We start from the raw sequence: 20,805 nt of genomic DNA, 5'->3' as shown, positions 1-20,805 counted from the left end.
GGCTTCTTCCCTCTCGCCCTGGCGTCGCGCGGTACGGTCCACCCGCTTCAATGCACTCGCTGCCGCACGTCGGACAGCGCGAGAAGCATCTGCTCCAGTTGATCGAGATCGTTCATCGCGCTACGCGGGATCGTCCTGCGCGCCCCAGACTTGGCGCGGCGCAATGTCCGTAGCATCCGCGCCACGGCGGCATCGAGGCTGTCGCTCACATGGGCGCCGAAATCCGCGACGAGCGCGCCGTCGGCGGATGCCCGTGAAAGGCGCCGCCGCTCCAGGAACTCCTCAACCATGCGCGTCAGGCCAACACGGCTCAGCGCGTCTTTCGGCAAGGTGGCGACGGCGGGATCCAGTAGACTGGGATCGACGCTGCTGACAACGCAGATCAGCACGTCGGCAAACGCCTCATCCGACATCAGTTCCCTGGCGAAATCAGTGCCCTGCCCGTCCGGCAGCCGGTGATCGACCAGCACGATATCCGGCCGTACCCGGTCCAGATGGGCGCGCGCCGCCGCGATTGAATCGGCCTCGAGCACCTCCACCTCTGTCACGCCCTTGCCGATACAACGGCCCAGCATCGCCCGGTCGAACACATCGTCGTCCACGACAAGGCAACGGGTCCGCGGCGTAGCGACCGCCTGCGGTTCGGGGAACTCCAGTTTTCGGGCAATCCGTTGCATCTGAAACCTCTCTCGCTTTGCCCCACGGAACATCAAATCCCGGTCCTTGCCGCATCGTGTGCCGGGCCTCCCTAACGCCGTCTTAAGCGATCGGGGGGAAGCCACGCGGCTTTGTCTCGAACTCTCCGGAGATCCCGTGAATCCGGTGCCCTCGGACGCCGTCCTTAACGGGCCAGCAACCTTGAGCCGCTAGCAAGTGATCCGGACCGCTATCCCGGAGATCGCGAATGACCAACATGCATGCGCTCGCCGCCCTGCCGAGCCCGTCCTTTGGCGGCGGCAGACTGCCCCTCTCCCGGAAGGCGAAGGCGGCGATCATCGTGCAATTCCTGCTGAACGAGGAAAGCGATGTGCCGCTCGCCTCGCTGCCCGACGACCTGCAGGAGGAGCTGACCATGCTCCTCGGCAACATGCGCTATATCGACCGCGAGACCCTGAACCAGGTGGTGACGGAATTCTCAGACGAGCTGGAATCGGTGGGTCTGTCGTTTCCCGGCGACATGGCCGGTGCGCTGACAGCGCTGGACGGGCGGATCAATCCCCGCACCGCGTCCCGACTGAGGAAAAAGGCCGGCGTGCGCCAGACCGGCGATCCCTGGGACCGTATCAACGATCTTGCCGTCGAACGGCTGGAGGCGCTCGTGCTGTCCGAAAGCACCGAGGTCGCGGCGGTCATGATGTCAAAGATCGACGTGGGCAAGGCCGCGCAGGTGCTGGCAAAACTGCCCGGCGACAAGGCGCGCCGGATCTCCTACGCGGTGTCGATGACCACCGGGGTCACGCCGGATGCGGTCGATCGGATCGGCCTGTCGCTTGCTGCCCAGATCGACGCGGAGCCGGAAAAGGCCTTCGTCAAACGTCCCGACGAACGGCTCGGCGCGATCCTCAACTATTCCAACAGCGCCGTGCGCGAGGAACTGCTCCAGCAGCTCGAACAGGAAGACGCCGAGTTTGCGGAGGCGGTGCGCAAGGCGATCTTCACCTTCGCCAACATCCCGGAACGGCTGAATGCCATCGACGTACCGAAGATCACCCGCGACGTGCCGCCCGATACGCTTGCTGTGGCACTCGCCGCCGCCACCTCGGACGAGGACCGGCGCACCGCGGAATTCCTGCTGTCCAACATGTCGAAACGTCTGGCGGAAAACCTGCGCGAAGAGGCCGGCAACAAGGGATCCGTCAAGCCGAAGGTCGGGGAAAAGGCCATGGCGGCGGTCGTCTCTGCCATCCGCGACCTGGTTTCGGTTGGCGAGATCGAGTTGCTGGACCCCGACGCCGACGAATAGAGGGCGGTTTGCGTGCCGTTGGTGGATTGCCCGCCTTGGATCGGAGGTCGCTCGGGTGGGTAGCCCTCTTTCTCAGCGGAGACGCTTGGCGCCGCTCCGCCCACCGCGTGCATCAGGGAAACCAGCCAAGCGTCCGTTCCGCAGTCCCCGGTATGTGCACGTCGGTCACCTCCGCCATCCGGGCACCTCCCCGGAGCTTACGTAACCCGGGCAATGGCGATGTTCAGCAGCGCCTGCCGTCCTGCATCGGCGGCCTCCACCGCGCGCTCCAGCGCGGCCGGCAGATCGGCCCCGTCCGTCACCGTCTTTGTCCAGGCGCGGCTGGCGGCGGCGGTAAGCGCAAAGTCCGGGCTGGGCCGGAGGGAGGTCAGCGGCACCTCGTTCGTCGCCCGCGCGTGCCCGTCCGGGTAGAGCCCCTCCACCGACTGCCGGACCGCGCCCCATTCCTCGTTGTTAAGTACCAGCGTGACGACCGCGATCCCCTGCGCCTCTGCCACCTGGTGACAAGCCGTGGGGTTGGCGAACATGTAGCTGCCGTCGCCGATCGTGGCAAAGACAAGCCGCTCCGGATCGGCAAGCTTTGCCCCCATGGCGGCAGGCAACCCCCAACCCAGCCCGCCGGAATGCGGCTCCTGGAAATAGCTGTCGGGCTGGTCCAGCATCAGCGGTTGCAGGGGGCAGCCCAACTCGTGGAAGACCGTGGCCTTGCGCCCCTTCACCACCTCGCCCAGGCAGAGCGCAACCCATTCCTTGCTCATCGGGGCGCCCCGGCCCGCCTCTGCCTGCGCCCGAACGGCGGTGCGCGCCGCATCCGACGCCTGTGCCACAACGGTTCGCCGCGCCTCCACCCGCGCGGCGTCCAGCGGAAGCGCCCGCATCGCCGCCCCGAGCGCCGCAACCGTTCCGTCCACCGGTCCGGACAGCGTGATGGCGGCCGGAAACATCCGCACGGGCGTGCGAGAGAAGAGCGGGTCCGGCCCCGCCTGGATCACCGTCACATCGTCGCGCAGGGTCACCTTGTCCGGGAACCACGGTGCCAACGCGTCGAGCACCAGCACGACGTCGGCCTCTGCCAGCCACGGCGCCGGATCGCTGCCGACCTGCATGGGATGCGCGATGGGCAATGCGATCTGGTTCGACCAGTAGTGCGAAAGCGGCAGGGCAAAGTCGTCGCACAACTGCGCAAGGGCCGCGAACCCCTCTGCGCTGCCGGCGCCGCGTTGGGAGAGGATCAGCGGCCGCTCCGCGCCGACCAGCGCCTCTGCCGCCCTCTGAACGGCGGCAGGTTCGGGCGCGGTGACGACGGGCGCAATCCGCGAGGGGCGGTCCAGACCTTCCGGCGGACAGGGCTCGCACAGCACTTCGCGCGGGAGGCTGAGGTAGACCGGCCCCTTCGGCGTTGAATTGGCAATCGCCCAGGCGCGGTCCAGAAGGTCGGAGATCTGCTCGGGGAACCGCAGTTCATAGTGCCACTTTGTGGTCTCGCGGATCAGCGCTTCCTGATCGAACATCTCCTGCCCCCAGCCGATAGGCACCGTCCGGGCGCCGAAACGTGTGTGTTCCGTCACCGGCGTCCGCCCGGACATCACGATCATCGGCACCTGGTCGCACCAGGCGTTGATCAGCCCCGTCGCCCCGTTCGAAAGCCCGACGTTGGTGTGCAGCAGCACCGCCTGCGGGCGGCCAGTGACCTGCCACGCACCATGCGCCATCGAGACGGCGGCGTGTTCGTGCGGCACCGTCACCGGGATCGGCAGATCCAGCCCCTGACGCCGCGCCTCCACCAGCCCTTCTATCACGGGCGGGAAATCCGTGCCGGAGTTGGCAAAGACATAGTCGATGCCAAGGGCCTTCAGCTTGCCGAAGATCGCGCCGCCCGCGGTGATCGCGCTTTTCATTGTCCTGTACCTCCCTCTTGTCCCGCGCAGTTGTACCGCCGCGCTCCGGGATATCCCAGCCGGTTGGCGCACCGGTCCGGACCGCTTCGTCCTGTGCGCGGCAGGTTGCGCCCGCCCCCTTGCCGCTGCCCGGCGCCCGACCTAAAACACCGCCAAACGCGGGAAGGCAGACCTTGGCGACTGGCGAAGACACATCAAAGGACGCGCCCGAAGGCCGGTTCAGCGAGCGGCTCGCCGACATCGCCTTCAGCGTGTTCATCAGAACGATCCGGCTGCTCCCCGCCCGCCAGCGGCTGGCCCTCGCCGGGTGGACGACGCGCAAATGCCTCGCGCCGCCGCTGGGATGGTACAAGCGGGCTGACGCCAACCTCGAATTCGTCTGGCCGGACACCCCGCCCGAGCGCAGGCGCGAGATCGCGGAACAGGCCATCGACAACCTCGCCCGCGCGCTGATCGAGAATTACGACCCCAAGGAGATGCTGGCCCGCGGCGGCCGCTACCCGCTGACCGGACCGGGGCTGCCCGCGCTGGAAGAGGCGCGCGCCGCGGGTCGCCCGGTGCTGCTGATCAGCGGCCATTACGGCAGTCCCGTCCTGCCCCGTGCGGCGCTCTTGGCTCGCGGCTACCAGACGGCGGGGTTCCTTAGGGCCATGTCCAACCCCTACATGAACGAGCGCTACGTGCAGAACTACCGCGACGTGGGCGGAGAGGTCTTCGTGCAGGGACGCCGCGGCACGCTGGGGCTGATGAAGTACCTGCGTGGCGGCGGCATGGCGGCGATGCTGTTCGACGTCTTCGAATCCTCGGGCGAACTGATCGACTTCCTCGGCCAGCCTGCACCCACCGCAACGTCGCCCGCCGAGATCGCGCTCAGGACAAACGCGCTCTTGCTGCCCTACTTCGGCATCCGGCACGCGGACCGGTACGGCTTTGACGCGGTGTTCGAGGAGCCGGTGCCGCACAGCGATCCGGTCACCATGATGACGGAGGTCACGGCCCGGCTGGAGGCGCGGATCGAAGAGGATCCCGGCCAGTGGATGTGGACGCATCGGCGTTGGAAACCCAAGCGCGTGGCAAAGTACCGCGCCGCAGAGACCGCCCCGCCAGACTGACCTGTACGCCTCAGCGCAGTCGACGTGCCGCGAGGATCGCGCCGTTCTTCGGCTCCTGCAGGATGACCACGACAGGTGTGCCCGCAGGCACCGGGACCGCGCCCTCGAAAGTGCCGAGCCCGTCCCAGCGTGCCGCCACGTCCCAGTCGCGCACGATGTGTGTGTAGGTTATCGTCTTGCCAGCATTCTCGCCCCGCCCGATCGAGACCTCTTCGGACGGCAGGTAGCGCACGACATGGATGTCACAGGGGCGCTCTGTCCCGTCGCCGGTCGCGCGGATCAGCACACGGTCGCCCATCCGTTCCAGCGAGAGCTCGACATGGCTGACATCGCTGCGGTGTTCCTCGATCAGGGCGGCGACCTGGCCCGGACGGGACCCGACCACGTCCTCGCGCCCGTTCACGATGATCTGCGGCGTGTAGATCATCTTCCAGCCGTTGGCGCGGGCATAACCCTTCTGGCGCTTGGTGGCCTTGGGCGTCGCGAACACGTCCTTCCAACCGATGTAATCCCAGTAGTCGACATGCAGGGCCAAGGGGATCACGTCTTCGCGGTCGGCGAGTTCCGCCAGCAACTCGTCGGCCGGCGGACAGGATGAACAACCTTGCGAGGTGAACAACTCCACGACAACAGGATGGGTTGTTTCTGCGCCGGCCGTGCTGCCGGCGAGCCCGATCCAGATCGCCATCCCGAGTGAGAGAAGCCTTCGCATGAGATTGCCTGCTGTTGTTGTCGGACCAACCCGATCTAACGACAGCCTGCCTCAAACGCCAATCAAGGTTTGGCGAGGAAAGTGACACATGTCGCTCCGGCGCATCATCCTCGCAAGCTTTGGGCGCCGGTCATTTGGTCCGTCGGCAGTGCTCCCGGCCCTTCGAACATTGGCGTATCGCTGATGTGCGTCCCTCCGACCGGGCGCCTCTCCGCCCTGTTGGCAAGGGCCCTGCCCGCCGGTCTTCACGCTCACGAGACCGACAAGCGCAACTATGGTCGAGTTCATTTTGCAATCGTATGCAAAAATCGCTTGCAGGAATGCGGCGTCGCGGATACCGATATTGCAAACGTATTCAAAACGACTGCCGAGGACTCGACGATGCTGCCCCGTACACCTTCTTTCCGACTGGACGGGCGCCGCGCGCTCGTGACCGGGGCCTCCTCGGGGATCGGGCTGGGGTGCGCCGTGGCACTGGCCGAGGCAGGGGCGGAGGTCACTTGCGTCGCACGCCGCCCCGCCCCGTTGACCGAAGCGGTCGAAGCCATGCAGGCGGAGGGATGGGCCATCCGGAAACAGGCCTGCGACATTGCCGATACGGATCAGGTAACCGCCCTCTTCGACCGGCCGTTCGACGTTGTGGTCAACGCGGCCGGAATGGCCCGGCACACCCCTGCCCTCGACACCACCGCTGCGGACTTCGACGCCGTGATGGCGGTGAACCTGCGCGCCGCGTATTTCCTGTCGCAGCAGGCGGCGCGGTCGCTGATCGCAGCGGGCAAGCCAGGGTCGATCATCCACGTCTCCTCGCAGATGGGCCATGTCGGCGGGCCGGACCGCGCGGTCTACTGCGCCTCGAAACACGCGCTGGAGGGCATGGTGAAGGCAATGGCGCTGGAATGGGGCGCGGCGGGCGTGCGGATCAACACGCTGTGCCCGACATTCGTCCGCACCCCGCTGACGGAGCCGACATTCAACGACCCGGACAAGCGCGCATGGGTGATGAGCAAGATCGCCCTCAACCGCGTGGGTGAGGTCGAGGACCTGATGGGAGCCGCGCTTTACCTCGCCTCCGACGCCTCGCGGCTGGTGACCGGCACCGCGCTGATGGTGGACGGGGGATGGACCGCCGCATGACGCTGCCGCTGCTCTTCCTGCCCGGCATGATGTGTGACGACCGGCTTTTTGCGCGGCAGATGGCCGCGCTGAGCCATCACATGCCAAGGTGTGCGGACCTGTCGCGCGACGACACGGTGCAGGACATGGCCGCCCGGGTGCTGGCCGACGCGCCCGACCGCTTCGCCCTGGCGGGGCTTTCCATGGGCGGCATCGTCGCGATGGAGGTCGTCCGCCAGTCCCCCGACCGCGTCGCACGGCTGGCCCTGCTGGACACCAACCCTCTGCCTGAGCCGCCGGAGGTTCAGGCCGGCCGTGCCTCGCAGATCGCCCGTGCGCAGGCCGGTGAACTGGCGGCGATGATGCGCGACACCTTCATTCCCCGCTACCTCGCCGCGCCCGATGCCGGGATCGAGCGGGCCTGCCTCTACATGGCCCTGGACCTTGGGCCGGAGGTCTTCGCCCGGCAGAGCATCGCCCTGCGCGACCGGCCCGACCAATGCGACACGCTGCGCGCCTACAAGGGACCGGCGCTGATCCTCACCGGAGCGGAGGACAGGCTTTGTCCGCGCGACAGGCACGACCTGATGCACCGCTGCATGCCCCACGCCACCTATCGCGTGATCGACGGGGCGGGCCATCTGCCCACGCTCGAACAACCCGACACGACAACGGAGGCCCTGATCCAATGGCTGACCTGACCGACATCCTCGCCCTGCTGCGCAGCGTCGACACGCCGACCGTCTGCAACGCCATCGAGGTGATCGACGGCAAACGCGGCTTCGATGCCTTCACCCGTGGCACGCCGCTGTCCAGCGATCCCGAAGGCGTCATGGTCGGCCGGGCGCGTACCGCGCGGATCAGCGCTGCGGCGCCCCCCTCCGAGCCCGCCGCGACGATCCGCACCCGCCGCATGGACTACTACCGCCACATGGCGGACGGCACCGGCCCGCGCGTCGCCGTGGTCGAGGACATCGACCCGCACCCGGTCGGCGCCTACTGGGGCGAACTCAACACCACCGTGCACAAGGGCTTCGGCCTGAGCGGTGCGCTGACCAACGGCGTGATGCGCGACCTGGGCGACCTGGCCACCGGCTTCCCTGTCGTCGCCGGGCACATCGGGCCCTCCCACGCCTTTGTCCACGTGGTCGAGGTTGCGGGTCCGGTGACGGTCTTCGGTCTGACCCTCCGGCCCGACGACTGGGTCCATGCCGACCGTCACGGCGCGCTGGTCATCCCCGAGACGCACCTTGCCGAACTGCCCGCCGCCATCGCGAAGATGCAGCGGACGGAATCCATCGTGATGGAGGCGGCCCGCGCCCCCGACTTCGATTTCCAGAGCTTCGAGGCGGCCTGGACCGCCTTCGAGAATGCCAGAACCTGAGGCGGCTCTACCGGACCGCCCCTACCTGTAACGCCAGAGGACACACATGCCCCGTCTCCCCCTTCCCGAAGGCCTGACCTTCGTCAAATCCCCCGCCCGCGACGCCGTCGCCGACAACGCGCCGGTCGAGAAGCTGGTTGCCGAGATCCTCGCCCGGGTCGAAGCAGAGGGCGACCCCGCCGTGCGCGACTACTCCGCCCGCTTCGACAAGGCCGAGCTGGAGAGCTTCGAGGTCACTGCCGAGCAACGCGAACAGGCGCTGGCCAACCTCGACCCGCAGACCCGCGCCGACACGGAGTTCGCCATTGCCAACGTGCGCGCCTTTGCCGAGGCGCAGCTTGGGTCGCTGTCGGAGATCGAGATCGAGGTGCGCCCGGGCGTCCACCTCGGCCACCGCAACATCCCGCTGGAGCGCGTCGGCTGCTACGTACCGGGCGGCCGCTACCCGCTGCTGTCGGCGCCGATCATGACCATCGTCCCCGCCAAGGTTGCCGGCTGCGAAGAGGTCATCGCCTGCCTGCCGCCGAACGCGCACGAGGCGATGATCGCCGGCTGCCACCTGTCCGGCGCCGACCGGATCTTCCGCATCGGCGGCGCTCAGGCAATCGCCGCCATGGCACTGGGCACCGAAACTGTCCCGGCGGTGGACAAGATCGTCGGGCCGGGCAACGCCTTCGTCAACGAGGCCAAGCGCCAGGTCTTCGGTCCCGTGGGCATCGACCAGCTTGCCGGTCCGTCCGAGATCTTCATCCTTGCCGACCACACCGGCGATGCCGAGATGCTGGCCACCGACCTTCTGGCGCAGGCCGAGCATGACACCCGCACCCGTGTCGGCCTGATCACCACCGATGCCGCGCTGGCAGATGCCGTGCTGAAGGAAGTCGACGCCCAGCTCGAAACCCTGTCGACCGCCGAGACCGCGGGTCAGGCGTGGCGCGACTACGGCGAGATCGTCGTTTGCGAGAACGAGGCGGCGATGATTGCCTACTCCGACATCGTGGCCGCCGAGCACCTGCAGGTCCACACCGAGGATGCGCACGGGCTGGGCAAACGGCTGCGCCACTACGGCTCGCTCTTCATCGGGACGAACTCCTCTGTGGTCTATTCCGACAAATGCTCCGGCACGAACCACACGCTGCCGACCATGGGCGCCGGTCGCTACACCGGCGGGCTGTGGGTCGGCACCTACATCAAGACGGTGACCCACCAGTGGCTGACCGAAGAGGGCGTGAAGCAGGTGGCGCCCCCGGCCGCACGTCAGGCGGCCTCGGAAACCCTCGAAGGCCACCGCCGAGCTGCGCAACTGCGACTGGACCGGATGCAGGTTCAGGCCTGATCCGTCACGGGAAGCCGGGCGCGCCATCCGCCGCCGCGTCCGGTTCCTCTCTATCCCGATCATAGTGAGCCATCTGCGCGAAGGGCGGCAACCACCCTTCGCGGCGCACGGTCCAGAGCTCGTAATCGGGTGTCAGCCGGTCAGGTTCGTCCAGTGCGCCCAGATGCACCTCGACCTCACCATCGCTTTCCGCAAAGACGGAGCCGCCGCAGGTCGGGCAGAAGTGACGCCCCTTGAAGCTGTGTGAGGGGCCGATCACGATGACCTGTTCGGGGGCGTACTGCGCGGCGGCATAGAACAGCGCGCCATGGTGCTTGCGACAGTCGGGGCAGTGGCAGATACCGACGCGCAGCGGTTGTCCGCGCGCCGTGATGCGCAACGCCCCGCAGAGGCAACCGCCTTCGTAGATCTCTTCCGGCATGGGCGATCTCCTTTTCGCGTCAGCGAACCCGTATCCGACCCTTGCGTCAATCCCCGCCCGACGCTGTGCCCCGCCTCATGCGCCGATCACAACGGGATCGGCGGGCATGGCCCGGCAGGCGGTTGCGGCGCAGGCGCCTTCGAAGGCGGCGGCGATCCGGCAAAGCAGCGCCTCCTGCCCGTGTGCGCTGACAAACTGCGCGCCAAGGGGCAGCCCGTTGTCGGCAAAGCCGCAGGGCACGGAGATCGCCGGATGCCCGCTCATGTTGAATGGCAACGTGCGCATCGCTGTCCAGACCGGCCCATCCTCGAAATTCGAGAACCTGGGCGCCGGCGACAGGGTCGTCGGCGTCAGCAGCGCGGCGTGGCGCGTCAGATGCGTGTCGACGGCAGCCCTGAATGCCACGGCCAGGGCGCGCGCCCGTGCGACATGGTCTTCGGTCAGCACCGCGCCGGTGACGAGGTTGCGCCGGGCATCCACGCCGTAACGGTCCCAGCGCTCGGCCAGCCGCGACCGATGCACCTGCCACGCCTCGTATTGCAGGATCACGGTCCCGGCGGCCTCAAGCTGCGGATAGTCGGGCAATGACACCAGCTCGATCCGCGCGCCGAGGCGGGACAACAAGGCGGCTGTGTCGTCCATCGCGCACAGCACCTCGGGCGAGCAGGCCGGGTCCTCGACGAACCAGTCACGCGCGTAGCCGATGTGCAGACCGTCGATCCCCTGCCCCAGCGCCTGCGCGGCGCGGGTGTCCGGCGCCATGACCTCCAGCGTGACGGCGGCGTCCTCGACCGTGGCGGCCAACGGGCCGATCACGTCGAGGCTGGGGGACAGAGGGAAACATCCGTCCTCCGGCACCGCGCCATGCGTCGGCTTCAGGCCGACGATACCGCAATAGGCCGCAGGGGCACGTATGCTGCCGCCGGTGTCGGTCCCCAGCGCCACGCGGAACAGCCCGCCCGCCACCGCCGCCGCAGAGCCGGACGACGACCCGCCGGTGATGTGCTCCGGGTTCCACGGGTTGCGCGCGGGCAGGTTCGGCTGGTCCCACGCCGGGCCGGTGAGCGCGTATTCATAAGTCGCGAGCTTCGCCATCGGCACCATGCCCGCCGCACGCAGCCGGGTGACGGCGGTGGCCTCCGGCCCTGTGACGTCATGCGCGTGAGAGCCGCAGCGCGTCGGCTGCCCCGCCACGTCGATAATGTCCTTCACCCCGAAAGGCACACCGTGCAGCGGTCCGTCCAGCGCCGTGGGGTCGGCCAGATGCACGACGCTGCGCAGCACGGCGTCCCGTGCGGCGATGCGGTCGCGCGTGGCCTGTGCAAGGTCGGAGGCCTTAACCATGCCGTCAGCCACGGCAGCGGCCTGCGCGCGGATCGGGGCGTCAATCATCGCGCGGCCCGGGAAGCTGATTCGCGAGGTCCAGCAACTTGCGGGCCGAAGGCCAGGCGGCCTGAACCTCCTGCTCGGACAGCACAATCCCGGCGGCGCGCAACAATTCGGCAAAGTCCCTGGCAGTCATCCCGATCCCTTTCGAAACCCGCGTACGTCCTGATTTTGCATATGTATTCAACAACCGTTGCGCAAGCGTCAGATCGCTTATCCTGTCCGCCGGGAGAATATTTTGCATAGGTATTCATTTTCTTGTTGCTTGCCGCCCGCACCTGCGTCACCTTGGATTGAATAGGTATGCAAGACGCGGGGCATCCCGCGAAATGGACAGGACGACATGGCTTCTCACGACGACAGCGCAACACTTGCCAAATCGGCGAAATCCGTCACCACGCGGGACAAACGCGACGATGGCCCGCACAATGGCAACGTGATGAATGTCGAGCGCGCCGATTTCACCGACCTTGTCCCTGAGGGCCGCGCGCCCGTGCAGGGGATGGAGGGCTTCGATCCCTGTTACAGCGATATCGTCGACTACATCATCCGCTGCACCCACAAGATCTGGGACGAGCGGGACGTGGGCCTGATCTATACCCATTACACCCACAACATCGTGCTCTACCTGCCGACGATGACGATCTACAACCGCGAGGACGTGGTGCGTGACACCATCCAGCGGCTCGTCTCCCTGCCTGAGCGGCGCGGCAATGCCACCCAGGTCGTGTGGAACGGCAATGACAAGGATGGGTTCTACACCTCGCACCTCGTCACTGGATCGGGCCGCTACACGCAGAACGGCCACTACGGCCCGGCGAACGGCCGTCCCTTTGTCAGCCGGACGGTGGCCGACTGCATGATCCACCGCAACAAGATCTACCGCGAATGGGTGGTGTCCGACCAGATGGCGATCATTCGGCAGCTCGGTCTCGACGTGGACGCCTACGCGACGAAGATCGCCGAGGGCCGGCTGGCCCAGGGGTTCAAAACGCTCGACATCGGCGAAACCGGCCTGATGCTGGGACAGTACCCGCCCGCCGAGAAGGCCGACCTGTCGATCGCGCACACCGATCTGGAACGCCATACGCTGACCTGGCTGCACGAGTCGTTCAACAGGAAGATGTTCGGCTGCTATCGCGAAATCTATGCCCCCACAGTCATGTGGCACGGCCCGCTGATGAAGGAACTCTACGGCGTGGCCTCGGTCACCCATCAGGCGCTTGCGCTGGTCGGCGCCTTCCCCGATGCCCAGTTCGCGCCGCAGCACATCTGCTCCACCCCCTGCAATGAAGGCGGCACCAAGGTTGCCGTGCGCTGGGTCATGGAAGGTCATCATCTGGGCTTCGGCGGGCTCGACTCTCTGGGCGATCCCACCGGCAAGCGTGTGCAGGTCATGGGGATGAGCCACTACCACTACAAGGACGGCAAGATCGTCGACGAATGGACGGTCTACGACGAGCTTGCCCTGCTCGCGCAGATCAGGATCGCGCAGCTTGCCGACAAACCATCCGCCGAAGAAGCGCTGGACAACTGAAACCAGCGTGGGGATGACCCCACGCACCACATCCGAGCGGCGGCCCCAACACGCCGCCGGACCCCGACAAGGAGTGAGCCCATGAAAACACTGACCTCCACGGCGCTGGCCGTGATCCTTGCTGCCGGAGCCGCTCAGGCGGGTTGCGGCATCGAGAGCGGTTCGGTCCGCATCCTCGCCAACGACTTCGATGCGCTCGGCATCGTGATCGACGAAGCCGCCACCTGCGCCGGCGACGGCGTCACCGTCGAAAGCAACATGACGACCGAACACAAGGCCCTGCAGGTGCCCGCGCTCACCGTCGATCCGGCGCAGTACACGGTCGCGGTCGTGGCCAACAACTCGATCGTGCCGCTGCTGAACAACGGGCTGATCCGTCCGCTGGACGACCTCGTCGCGAAATACGGCGACACGCTCCAGCCCTCGCAGCTCATCAAGATCGACGGGCAGACCATGGCCATCGCCTTCATGGGCAACGGCCAGCACCTCTTCATCCGCGGCGACGTGCTGGAAGAGGCCGGTCTGGAGCAGCCGACGACCATGGAGGGCATCCTCGAGGCCGCCAAGATCATCCGCGAGAAGGGCATAATGGAATACCCGCTGGCCGCCGCCGATCAGGCGGGCTGGTACCTGGCCAATGAATTCGTCAACACCTACCTGGGCTACGGCGGCGAGTTCTTTGCCGCCGGCAGCGCGGAACCGGCAATCTCCGGCGAGGCGGGCATCAAGACGCTCGAGATGATGAAGGCCATGACCGAGTTCATGGAACCCGAGTACATGACCTTCACCGCCGACGAGATGAAGGCGATGTACCTCTCGGGCGACGTGGCGATCATGACCCAGTGGGGCTCCATGGTGAACGGACATATCGACCCCGCGGGCCCTGCCCCCGAGATCGGCGAAGCCACCGTGCTGGCCCCCGCGCCCACCGTCGGCGGCGGCTCGGTCCCGGCGGCGGCGCTGTGGTGGGACGGCTTCACCATCGCCAAGAACATCTCGGACGAGGATGCAGAGGCCTCCTTCATCGCGATGGTCCACGGCATCCGCCCGGAAATCGCGCAGGAGAACCCGTCTGCCGCGACGTGGCTGATGAAGGACTTCGCCGCGCCTGCCTCCGCGCAGGGTGTCTTGGGCACCGCCGCTGCCGGTGCGAAGCCCTACCCGATGTCCCCCTACATGGGCCTGATGCACACTGCGCTCGGGGCCGAACTGTCGGACTTCATGCAGGGCACCGAAAGCGCCGAGCAGGCCCTAGCCGACGTCGAGGCCGCCTACCGCACCGCGGCCAAAGAGGCGGGCTTCCTCCAGTAATCGCCTCTCACGCCCCCGGTCTCTCTTCCGCCGGGGGCGTCCTTCCATCAGGAGACGGAAATGCGCCATCGCGACTTCACCGCCTTCATCTTCCCCTCTGCCCTCGCCATGCTCCTGTTCATCGCCCTGCCGATCGTGTCGGTGGCGGTGCAGTCGCTGTTCGTCGAGCATGAGCAGGTGCTGGTGTCGGTGGAAAACTGCGGCCCCTTCGGCTGCCAGACCGAAACCAAGGTCGACCCCGACGCCACCGCCGCCCTGAAGGAGGCGGACCCTCTGGGCCGGTTCAACGGTCTGGGCACCTACCTGAACCGCGCGCACCTCGCGGTGGACGAACTGGGTGCGATCCTGTCGGACAACGATGGTCTCGGAGACGTGGTCAGCCGCGTCTACAACCTGCCGTTCTACAAGGCGCTGTCCTTCACGCTGGTCTACACCTTCCTCGTGACACCGCTGAGCATGATCATGGGCTTTGCCGTGGCGCTCGGGGTCAACAACATCCCGAAGTTCTGGAAGGGGCCGGTGATCTTCCTGTCGCTCCTGCCCTACATCGTGACGCCGCTTCTGGGCTCGCTGATCCTGTTCTGGATGATCAACTCCGACGGGGTGATCGGCGCGACGCTGCAATGGGTGTTCGACGATCCGGAGCTGTCGCTGAAGGCCTCGCCCTTCCTCACCTGGGTCACGCTGATCGTCTACGGGACGTGGCACATGACACCCTTCGCCTTCGTCGTCTTCTACGCCGGTCTCCAGACCCTGCCCAAGGACACGCTCGAATCCGCGATGATCGACGGCGCCAATCGGTGGGAGCGCATCCGATACGTGGTCATGCCGCACCTGACACCGCTGGCGACCTTCGTGGGGCTCGTGCTGCTGATGGACAACTTCCGCGTCTTCGAACCGATCATCGGTTTCTCGTCCGAGGCCAACGCCACATCGCTGTCCTGGTCGATCTACAACGACCTGAACGGCTCGGTCGACCAGCTCTTCGGTTCGGCGGCGGCGACCTCGATCCTGACCATGCTGGGCGTGATCGTCCTGCTGATGCCGGTGCTGATCCGCACCTGGCGCGACTTCAACCGGAAGGCCCGCTGATGAGCACGCAAATCGGACACTCCCGCACGCTGGCCGTGACTTCGGGCCTGATCCTCCTGGTCTGGCTGATCCTTGCCGCCTTCCCCTTCTTCTGGACGGTCTGGGGGTCGTTCAAGGTGCAGGCGGACTTCTTCAGCCGCGAGTCCTTCTGGAACGCGATCTTCGGCCCGGCCACCCAGCGCCAGACCGGCGGCGCCTTCACGCTGGACGGCTACCGCGGCGCATGGGTGGAGCGGGAGTTCTACCACTCTGTCTGGAACACCGTCATCGTCACGGTCTGCGTCACCTCGATCTCGCTGCTGTTCGGCACGCTGGGGGGCTACGCCCTGTCGCGATCCACCCGAAAGTACACCTTCTGGATCCTGATCGCCGCGCTGGTGTTCCGCGCCATGCCGCACATCACGCTGGTCTCGGGCTACCTGCTACCGTTCTTCGAGATGAACATCTGGGGCTACCTGCCCACCGCGATCATCGTGCTGGTGGCGATCAACCAGCCCTTCACCATCTGGATGCTGCACTCGTTCTTCATGTCGATCCCCAAGGACCTCGACGAATCTGCCATGGTCGACGGCTGCACCCGCTTCCAGGCGTTCCGATGGGCCATCATGCCGGTCATGTGGCCGGGGGTGATCACAACGGGGCTGTTCAGCTTCCTTCTGGCCTACAACGACTTCGCCGTGACCGCGATGCTGCTGAACCAGGACAACCAGACCATGGTGCCCAAGATCAACTCCTTCCTCGGGACGGTGCAGACCGAGGGCACCATCATGTATGCCGTGGCCGCGACCGTGTCCGCCACCGTGCCGCTCTTCATCCTCGTGATGTTCTTCCAACGCCAGATCGTCAGCGGCCTGACCGCGGGCGCCGTCAAGGGGTAAGCCAAATGGCCGACATTCACCTGAAAAACATCTCCAAGAAGTGGGGCCCGGTGATCGGTGTCGACAACTTCGACCTGCACATCGCCGATCAGGAGTTCCTCGTCCTGCTCGGGCCTTCTGGCTGCGGCAAGTCCACCACCATGCGGATGATCGCCGGACTGGAGGACGTCACCGAGGGCGAGATCATCATCGGCGGGCGTGTGGTCAACAACCTCGAACCCAAGGACCGCGACATCTCCATGGTGTTCCAGAGCTACGGCCTCTACCCGAACCTGACGGTCTACGAGAACATCCGCTTCCCGCTGAAGGTCCGCAAGGTGCCGAAGGACCAGCACCACGACCGGGTGATGAAGGCGGCGGAACAGGTCGACCTGCTTGAACTGCTCGACCGGCGTCCCGCAGAACTGTCGGGCGGCCAGCGGCAGCGCGTGGCGCTTGGCCGGGCCATCGTCCGCGAACCCACGGTCTTCCTGATGGACGAGCCGCTCTCGAACCTCGACGCCAAGCTGCGCGTCTCGACCCGGGCCGAGATCAAGAACCTCCAGCACCGGCTCAAGACCACGACGATCTACGTGACCCACGACCAGATCGAGGCGATGACGCTGGCAGACCGCGTGGTGGTGATGAACCGGGGCGTGGTGCAGCAGGTCGCCACCCCGACAGAGATCTACGACAACCCCGCCAACACCTTTGTCGCGGGCTTCATCGGCTCCCCCGCCATGAACCTCGTCGAGGGCACCATCGAAAACGGCACCTTTTCGGCCGAGAACATCCGCCTTTCGGGCCTGCCGCAGGGCCACCACGGCAAGGTGATCCTCGGCTTCCGGGCGGAGGACGTGACGCTGGTGCCCGAAGGCGGCGACATCCACGCGCCGATCTACGCGCTGGAGCTTCTGGGCGAGGCGTCGATGGCCGCGGTGCGCGTCGGCGGCGATCTTGTGAACCTCAAGGCCGCCAAGGACTTCCGCGCGGAGATCGGCAAGACTATACATGCCGATATCCCGGCCGAGACCTGCCACCTCTTCGATGTCGAGACGGGAAAGAATCTGACGCGCCGCTGACGGTGTGCAAGGGTAAAGAGGCCGGACAGGGACGAGGACGGATTTTCATGGTCAAAGAGACTCAACCGGCGTGAGCGGCAAACCTGTGACCTCCGTCGACGTGGCCCGCCGGGCCGGCGTCAGCCAATCGGCCGTCTCGCGCTTCTTCACGCCCGGCGCCTCGGTGTCCAAGAAAATGGCAGAAAAGATCAAGGCAGCCGCCGACGAACTGGGCTACCGCCCCAACGTGCTGGCCCGCGCGATGATCACCGGCAAGAGCCGTATCATCGGGCTGGTGGTCTATTACCTCGAGAACCAGTTCTATCCCGAAGCCGTGGAGAAGCTGTCGATCGCCCTGCAGGAAAACGGCTACCACGTCCTGCTGTTCATGGCGTCGACCACCGTGGGCGACGTGGAGCCGGTGGTGCAGACCATCCTCGACTACCGCGTCGACGGCATCATCCTGGTGTCGGTCTCCATGTCCTCGACGCTGGCCGACCGCTGCCGGGAGCGCAACATCCCGGTGATGCTGTTCAACCGCGACCAGCCGAGGGAGGACCTACTCGCCGTCACCTCCGACAACGTCGCGGGCGGGCGCCTGGCCGCGGAAATGCTGCTGAAGGGCAACCCGCAGCGGATCGCGCATCTGGCGGGCTTCGACGGCGCCTCCACCCAGATCGACCGGGAGGCCGGGTTCACCGCGGCACTGGCCGAGGCCGGCAAGAGCGTCGTGGCCCGCGCGGTGGGCAACTTCCACTACAGCGACGCCGCGGATGCGACCCGCGAACTCTTCGAGGGGGACACCCCGCCCGACGCCCTGTTTGTCACCGACGACCACATGGCGCTGGCCGCGCTCGACGTGATCCGGCACGAACTTGGCCTCAGGGTGCCGGAGGACGTGGCCGTCGTGGGCTTCGACGACATCCCGCAGGCGGCCTGGCCGTCCTTCAACCTGTCGACCGTAAGGCAGCGGCTGAACGTCATGGTCTCGACCGCCGTGGACGAGCTGATCAGCGCGATAGAGGGCGAGGACAGGCCCGCGACCAAGCTGCGGATCATGCCCGTCCCCATCCCGCGCGGCACCACCCGCGACTGACCGAGGGGCCCGCGCGGCCCCTCGTTCATTCTGTCCCCTCGCCCGATCAATTTTGCAATCGTATGCAAAATACGCTTGCCGCAGCTTCGCCGTGCCGCTATCCATCATTGCAAACGTATGCAAAGTGGCGAGGGGATCATGGCCATCACGTATCTGAAACGCGGCAAGGCGGATGCGGACCGCCGACAGGACGATGCGCAGGTCCGCACTGCGGTCGAAACCACGCTCGCCGACATCGAGGCGCGCGGAGATGCCGCCGTCCGCGACCTGTCGCAGAAGTTCGACGGCTACACGCCGGACAGCTTCCGCCTGTCGCAGGACGAGATCGACGCCCTGATCGCCACCCTGTCGGAACAGGAGATCGCCGACATCCGCTTTGCACAGGCACAGGTGGTGAAATTCGCCGAGGCGCAGCGCGCCTCCATGCAGGACATCGAGGTCGAGACCCTCCCGGGCGTGATCCTCGGCCACAGGAACATCCCGGTGCAGTCGGTCGGCTGCTACGTGCCCGGCGGCAAGTTCCCCATGGTCGCTTCCGCGCATATGTCGGTGGCGACGGCGCGGGTCGCCGGGGTGCCGCGCATCGTCGCCTGCACCCCGCCCTTCAAGGGCAAGCCCAACGCCGCCGTCATCGCCGCCATGCACTTCGGCGGCGCGCACGAGATCTGGGTCCTGGGCGGCATCCAGGCCATCGGCGCCATGGCCATCGGCACCGAGACGATGCAGCCGGTGCACATGCTCGTCGGTCCCGGCAACGCCTTCGTCGCCGAAGCCAAGCGCCAGCTCTTCGGGCGCGTCGGCATCGACCTCTTCGCCGGCCCGACCGAGACGATGGTCATTGCGGACGACACCGTGGACGCCGAGCTCTGCGCCACGGACCTGCTGGGACAGGCGGAACACGGTTACAACTCCCCCGCCGTGCTGCTGACCAATTCCCAGAGGCTGGCCTACGACACGCTTGCGGAAATCGAGCGCCTGCTTGCCATCCTGCCAACCGCCGACACCGCCCGCGCCTCCTGGACAGACTACGGCGAGGTGATCCTGTGCGACACCTACGACGAGATGCTGGCGGTCGCGGACGACATCGCCTCCGAACACGTGCAGGTCATGACGGACCGCGACGACTGGTTCCTCGAGAACATGACCTGCTACGGCGCGCTCTTCCTTGGGCCGCGCACCAACGTGGCCAACGGCGACAAGGTGATCGGCACCAACCACACCCTGCCAACCCGGAAGGCGGGCCGCTACACCGGCGGTCTCTGGGTGGGCAAGTTCCTGAAGACCCACAGCTACCAGCGCATCACCACCGACGAGGCCGCCGCCCGCATCGGCGCCGCCGGTTCCCGGCTGTGCATGCTGGAGGGGTTCGCCGGGCATGCCGAGCAATGCAACCTTCGCGTGCGCCGATACGGCGGCGTCAACGTGCCCTACGCCGAGGCGGCGCCCGTCCTGCCCTCCGAGAAAACCGCAACCCCCGAGAAAGCCTGACCCATGGATCTCTCTGACCGCATCGTCCGCTACGGCGAACTTCAGCCCTGCAAGACCGCCTTCATCGACGCCCACACGCCGGGCTCGGACCAGAAGGAGAACTTCACCATCATCGGCGGCGGCGTGTCGGAATCGCCCGATCAGCACGTCCACATCTCGATCCCGCACGGCTTCAACATCGGTGCCGCGGGCCAGCCGCCCCGGTGCCGCAACTCGCTCCACGACCACCACACCGCCGAGGCGTTCTTCGTCCTCTCGGGCCGGTGGCGGTTCTTCTGGGGCCGCTGGGGCACCGCCGGCGAGGTCGTGCTCGAGGCGGGCGACATCTTCAACATCCCCACCGGCATCTTCCGCGGGTTCGAGAACATCGGCACCGACTACGGGATGATCATGGCGATCCTCGGCGGCGACGACGCGGGCGGCGGTGTCATGTGGGCGCCGCAGGTGATCGAGGATGCCCGCGCGCACGGGCTCGTGCTGGGCGACGACGGCAAGCTCTACGACACCAAGCGACAGCAGCGCCTGCCCGAGGGCGTGAATCCCATGCCGCTGATGTCGGACGAGGAACTGGCGAAGCGGCCGGAGCCCACCACGGCCGAGGTCCTGCCCAACCACGTCGCACGCTACTGGGACATGGTGGCGCTGGCCGACCGCGCGCCCTGCAAGGTCATCGGCGCCACGGGCCTGCTGAAGGACCGGCCCGGCTTCGAGGTCGACTTCATCACCCGTGCCTCCGCCGGTGGCGAACAGCCCGCCGCGCCGCACCCCACCGTGCTGATGCCGGTGACCGGCCACTGGCGGGTGGACTGGGCGGACGGACACGCCATCCTCGCCCCCGGCGACACGATGAGCGTCCCCGAGAACCTTTCCTACCGTGTGGCGCCCTCCATGACCGGCGACGCCGCGCTCTACCGCATCACCGGAACCGGAGACCCCGCCGGTCCGACCCGCGTGGCCTGATACGGGTAGCCCCTCTTCCAGTCGGAAGTGTCATCGCGCCACGGTTCCCGGGAGCCGTGGCGCGATACGTTCGGG

General features: G+C 66.8%; 20 protein-coding genes. 14 read left to right on the top strand and 6 right to left on the bottom strand.

Annotated elements, in window-relative coordinates; translation table 11 throughout:
* Positions 1 to 47: 47 nt before the first annotated feature.
* The gene (locus ACU0DV_RS18635) at positions 48 to 677 is read right to left on the bottom strand and encodes a response regulator (RefSeq protein WP_446241495.1); all 630 of its coding nucleotides are present in this window, start codon (positions 675 to 677) and stop codon (positions 48 to 50) included.
* 227 nt (positions 678 to 904) lie between these two features.
* Between ACU0DV_RS18635 and ACU0DV_RS18630 the strand changes: the two genes are divergently transcribed.
* Positions 905 to 1,963, top strand: a complete 1,059-nt coding sequence (locus tag ACU0DV_RS18630; RefSeq protein WP_446241496.1) for a FliG C-terminal domain-containing protein — start codon at positions 905 to 907, stop codon at positions 1,961 to 1,963.
* Between the two features lie 197 nt (positions 1,964 to 2,160).
* Here the strand turns inward: ACU0DV_RS18630 and ACU0DV_RS18625 are convergent, their stop codons facing one another.
* Complete coding sequence (locus ACU0DV_RS18625) at positions 2,161 to 3,861, bottom strand: thiamine pyrophosphate-requiring protein (RefSeq protein ID WP_446241497.1); 1,701 nt, start codon at positions 3,859 to 3,861, stop codon at positions 2,161 to 2,163.
* Between the two features lie 173 nt (positions 3,862 to 4,034).
* Here ACU0DV_RS18625 and ACU0DV_RS18620 point away from each other — a divergent pair, with 173 nt between their 5' ends.
* Positions 4,035 to 4,973: a lysophospholipid acyltransferase family protein gene (locus ACU0DV_RS18620; protein WP_446241498.1), complete on the top strand. Its 939-nt coding sequence runs from the start codon at positions 4,035 to 4,037 to the stop codon at positions 4,971 to 4,973.
* Positions 4,974 to 4,983: 10 nt separating this feature from the next.
* Here the strand turns inward: ACU0DV_RS18620 and ACU0DV_RS18615 are convergent, their stop codons facing one another.
* Positions 4,984 to 5,685 carry a DUF1223 domain-containing protein gene (locus tag ACU0DV_RS18615; RefSeq protein WP_254698207.1) on the bottom strand — a complete coding sequence of 234 codons (702 nt, stop codon included), beginning with the start codon at positions 5,683 to 5,685 and terminating at the stop codon, positions 4,984 to 4,986.
* A gap of 381 nt (positions 5,686 to 6,066) precedes the next feature.
* Here ACU0DV_RS18615 and ACU0DV_RS18610 point away from each other — a divergent pair, with 381 nt between their 5' ends.
* From ACU0DV_RS18610 to hisD (ACU0DV_RS18595), 4 genes are read left to right on the top strand one after another with little or no spacing between them, the layout of a single operon-like run.
* Positions 6,067 to 6,822 carry an SDR family NAD(P)-dependent oxidoreductase gene (locus ACU0DV_RS18610; protein ID WP_446241499.1) on the top strand — a complete coding sequence of 252 codons (756 nt, stop codon included), beginning with the start codon at positions 6,067 to 6,069 and terminating at the stop codon, positions 6,820 to 6,822.
* Complete coding sequence (locus ACU0DV_RS18605) at positions 6,819 to 7,502, top strand: alpha/beta fold hydrolase (protein WP_446241500.1); 684 nt, start codon at positions 6,819 to 6,821, stop codon at positions 7,500 to 7,502. Before ACU0DV_RS18610 ends, ACU0DV_RS18605 begins: the two co-directional genes overlap by 4 nt.
* A complete protein-coding gene (locus tag ACU0DV_RS18600; protein ID WP_446241501.1) occupies positions 7,490 to 8,185 on the top strand; it encodes an RraA family protein in 696 nt (231 codons plus the stop codon). Before ACU0DV_RS18605 ends, ACU0DV_RS18600 begins: the two co-directional genes overlap by 13 nt.
* Positions 8,186 to 8,231: 46 nt before the next feature.
* Positions 8,232 to 9,521: a histidinol dehydrogenase gene (gene hisD / locus ACU0DV_RS18595; protein ID WP_446241502.1), complete on the top strand. Its 1,290-nt coding sequence runs from the start codon at positions 8,232 to 8,234 to the stop codon at positions 9,519 to 9,521.
* A gap of 4 nt (positions 9,522 to 9,525) precedes the next feature.
* On the opposite strand, the gene ACU0DV_RS18590 is transcribed toward hisD (ACU0DV_RS18595), so the two are convergent.
* The 3 genes from ACU0DV_RS18590 to ACU0DV_RS18580 form a co-directional block, all read right to left on the bottom strand.
* The gene (locus ACU0DV_RS18590; RefSeq protein ID WP_446241503.1) at positions 9,526 to 9,942 is read right to left on the bottom strand and encodes a GFA family protein; all 417 of its coding nucleotides are present in this window, start codon (positions 9,940 to 9,942) and stop codon (positions 9,526 to 9,528) included.
* Between the two features lie 75 nt (positions 9,943 to 10,017).
* Complete coding sequence (locus ACU0DV_RS18585; protein WP_446241504.1) at positions 10,018 to 11,334, bottom strand: amidase; 1,317 nt, start codon at positions 11,332 to 11,334, stop codon at positions 10,018 to 10,020.
* Complete coding sequence (locus tag ACU0DV_RS18580) at positions 11,327 to 11,572, bottom strand: hypothetical protein (RefSeq protein ID WP_446241505.1); 246 nt, start codon at positions 11,570 to 11,572, stop codon at positions 11,327 to 11,329. Before ACU0DV_RS18580 ends, ACU0DV_RS18585 begins: the two co-directional genes overlap by 8 nt.
* Before the next feature lie 99 nt (positions 11,573 to 11,671).
* Between ACU0DV_RS18580 and ACU0DV_RS18575 the strand changes: the two genes are divergently transcribed.
* The 8 genes from ACU0DV_RS18575 (at position 11,672) to ACU0DV_RS18540 (ending at position 20,730) form a co-directional block, all read left to right on the top strand.
* Positions 11,672 to 12,865: a nuclear transport factor 2 family protein gene (locus tag ACU0DV_RS18575; RefSeq protein WP_283980455.1), complete on the top strand. Its 1,194-nt coding sequence runs from the start codon at positions 11,672 to 11,674 to the stop codon at positions 12,863 to 12,865.
* Between the two features lie 81 nt (positions 12,866 to 12,946).
* The gene (locus ACU0DV_RS18570; protein ID WP_446241506.1) at positions 12,947 to 14,176 is read left to right on the top strand and encodes an ABC transporter substrate-binding protein; all 1,230 of its coding nucleotides are present in this window, start codon (positions 12,947 to 12,949) and stop codon (positions 14,174 to 14,176) included.
* A gap of 60 nt (positions 14,177 to 14,236) precedes the next feature.
* Positions 14,237 to 15,268, top strand: coding sequence for a carbohydrate ABC transporter permease (locus ACU0DV_RS18565; RefSeq protein WP_446241507.1), 1,032 nt, complete (start codon positions 14,237 to 14,239; stop codon positions 15,266 to 15,268).
* A complete protein-coding gene (locus ACU0DV_RS18560; RefSeq protein ID WP_100930148.1) occupies positions 15,268 to 16,146 on the top strand; it encodes a carbohydrate ABC transporter permease in 879 nt (292 codons plus the stop codon). Before ACU0DV_RS18565 ends, ACU0DV_RS18560 begins: the two co-directional genes overlap by 1 nt.
* Before the next feature lie 5 nt (positions 16,147 to 16,151).
* Positions 16,152 to 17,207 (top strand): ABC transporter ATP-binding protein, encoded by a 1,056-nt coding sequence (locus ACU0DV_RS18555; RefSeq protein ID WP_283980458.1) that lies wholly within the window; start codon positions 16,152 to 16,154, stop codon positions 17,205 to 17,207.
* Positions 17,208 to 17,277: 70 nt separating this feature from the next.
* Positions 17,278 to 18,282, top strand: a complete 1,005-nt coding sequence (locus ACU0DV_RS18550) for a LacI family DNA-binding transcriptional regulator (protein WP_100930146.1) — start codon at positions 17,278 to 17,280, stop codon at positions 18,280 to 18,282.
* 138 nt (positions 18,283 to 18,420) lie between these two features.
* The gene (gene hisD, locus ACU0DV_RS18545) at positions 18,421 to 19,770 is read left to right on the top strand and encodes a histidinol dehydrogenase (protein ID WP_446241508.1); all 1,350 of its coding nucleotides are present in this window, start codon (positions 18,421 to 18,423) and stop codon (positions 19,768 to 19,770) included.
* A gap of 3 nt (positions 19,771 to 19,773) precedes the next feature.
* Complete coding sequence (locus ACU0DV_RS18540) at positions 19,774 to 20,730, top strand: cupin domain-containing protein (protein WP_446241509.1); 957 nt, start codon at positions 19,774 to 19,776, stop codon at positions 20,728 to 20,730.
* The last annotated feature ends 75 nt before the right edge of the window (positions 20,731 to 20,805 follow it).

Source organism: Sagittula sp. (assembly GCF_052825245.1).
This window is presented reverse-complemented; position numbering and strand designations above follow the sequence as displayed.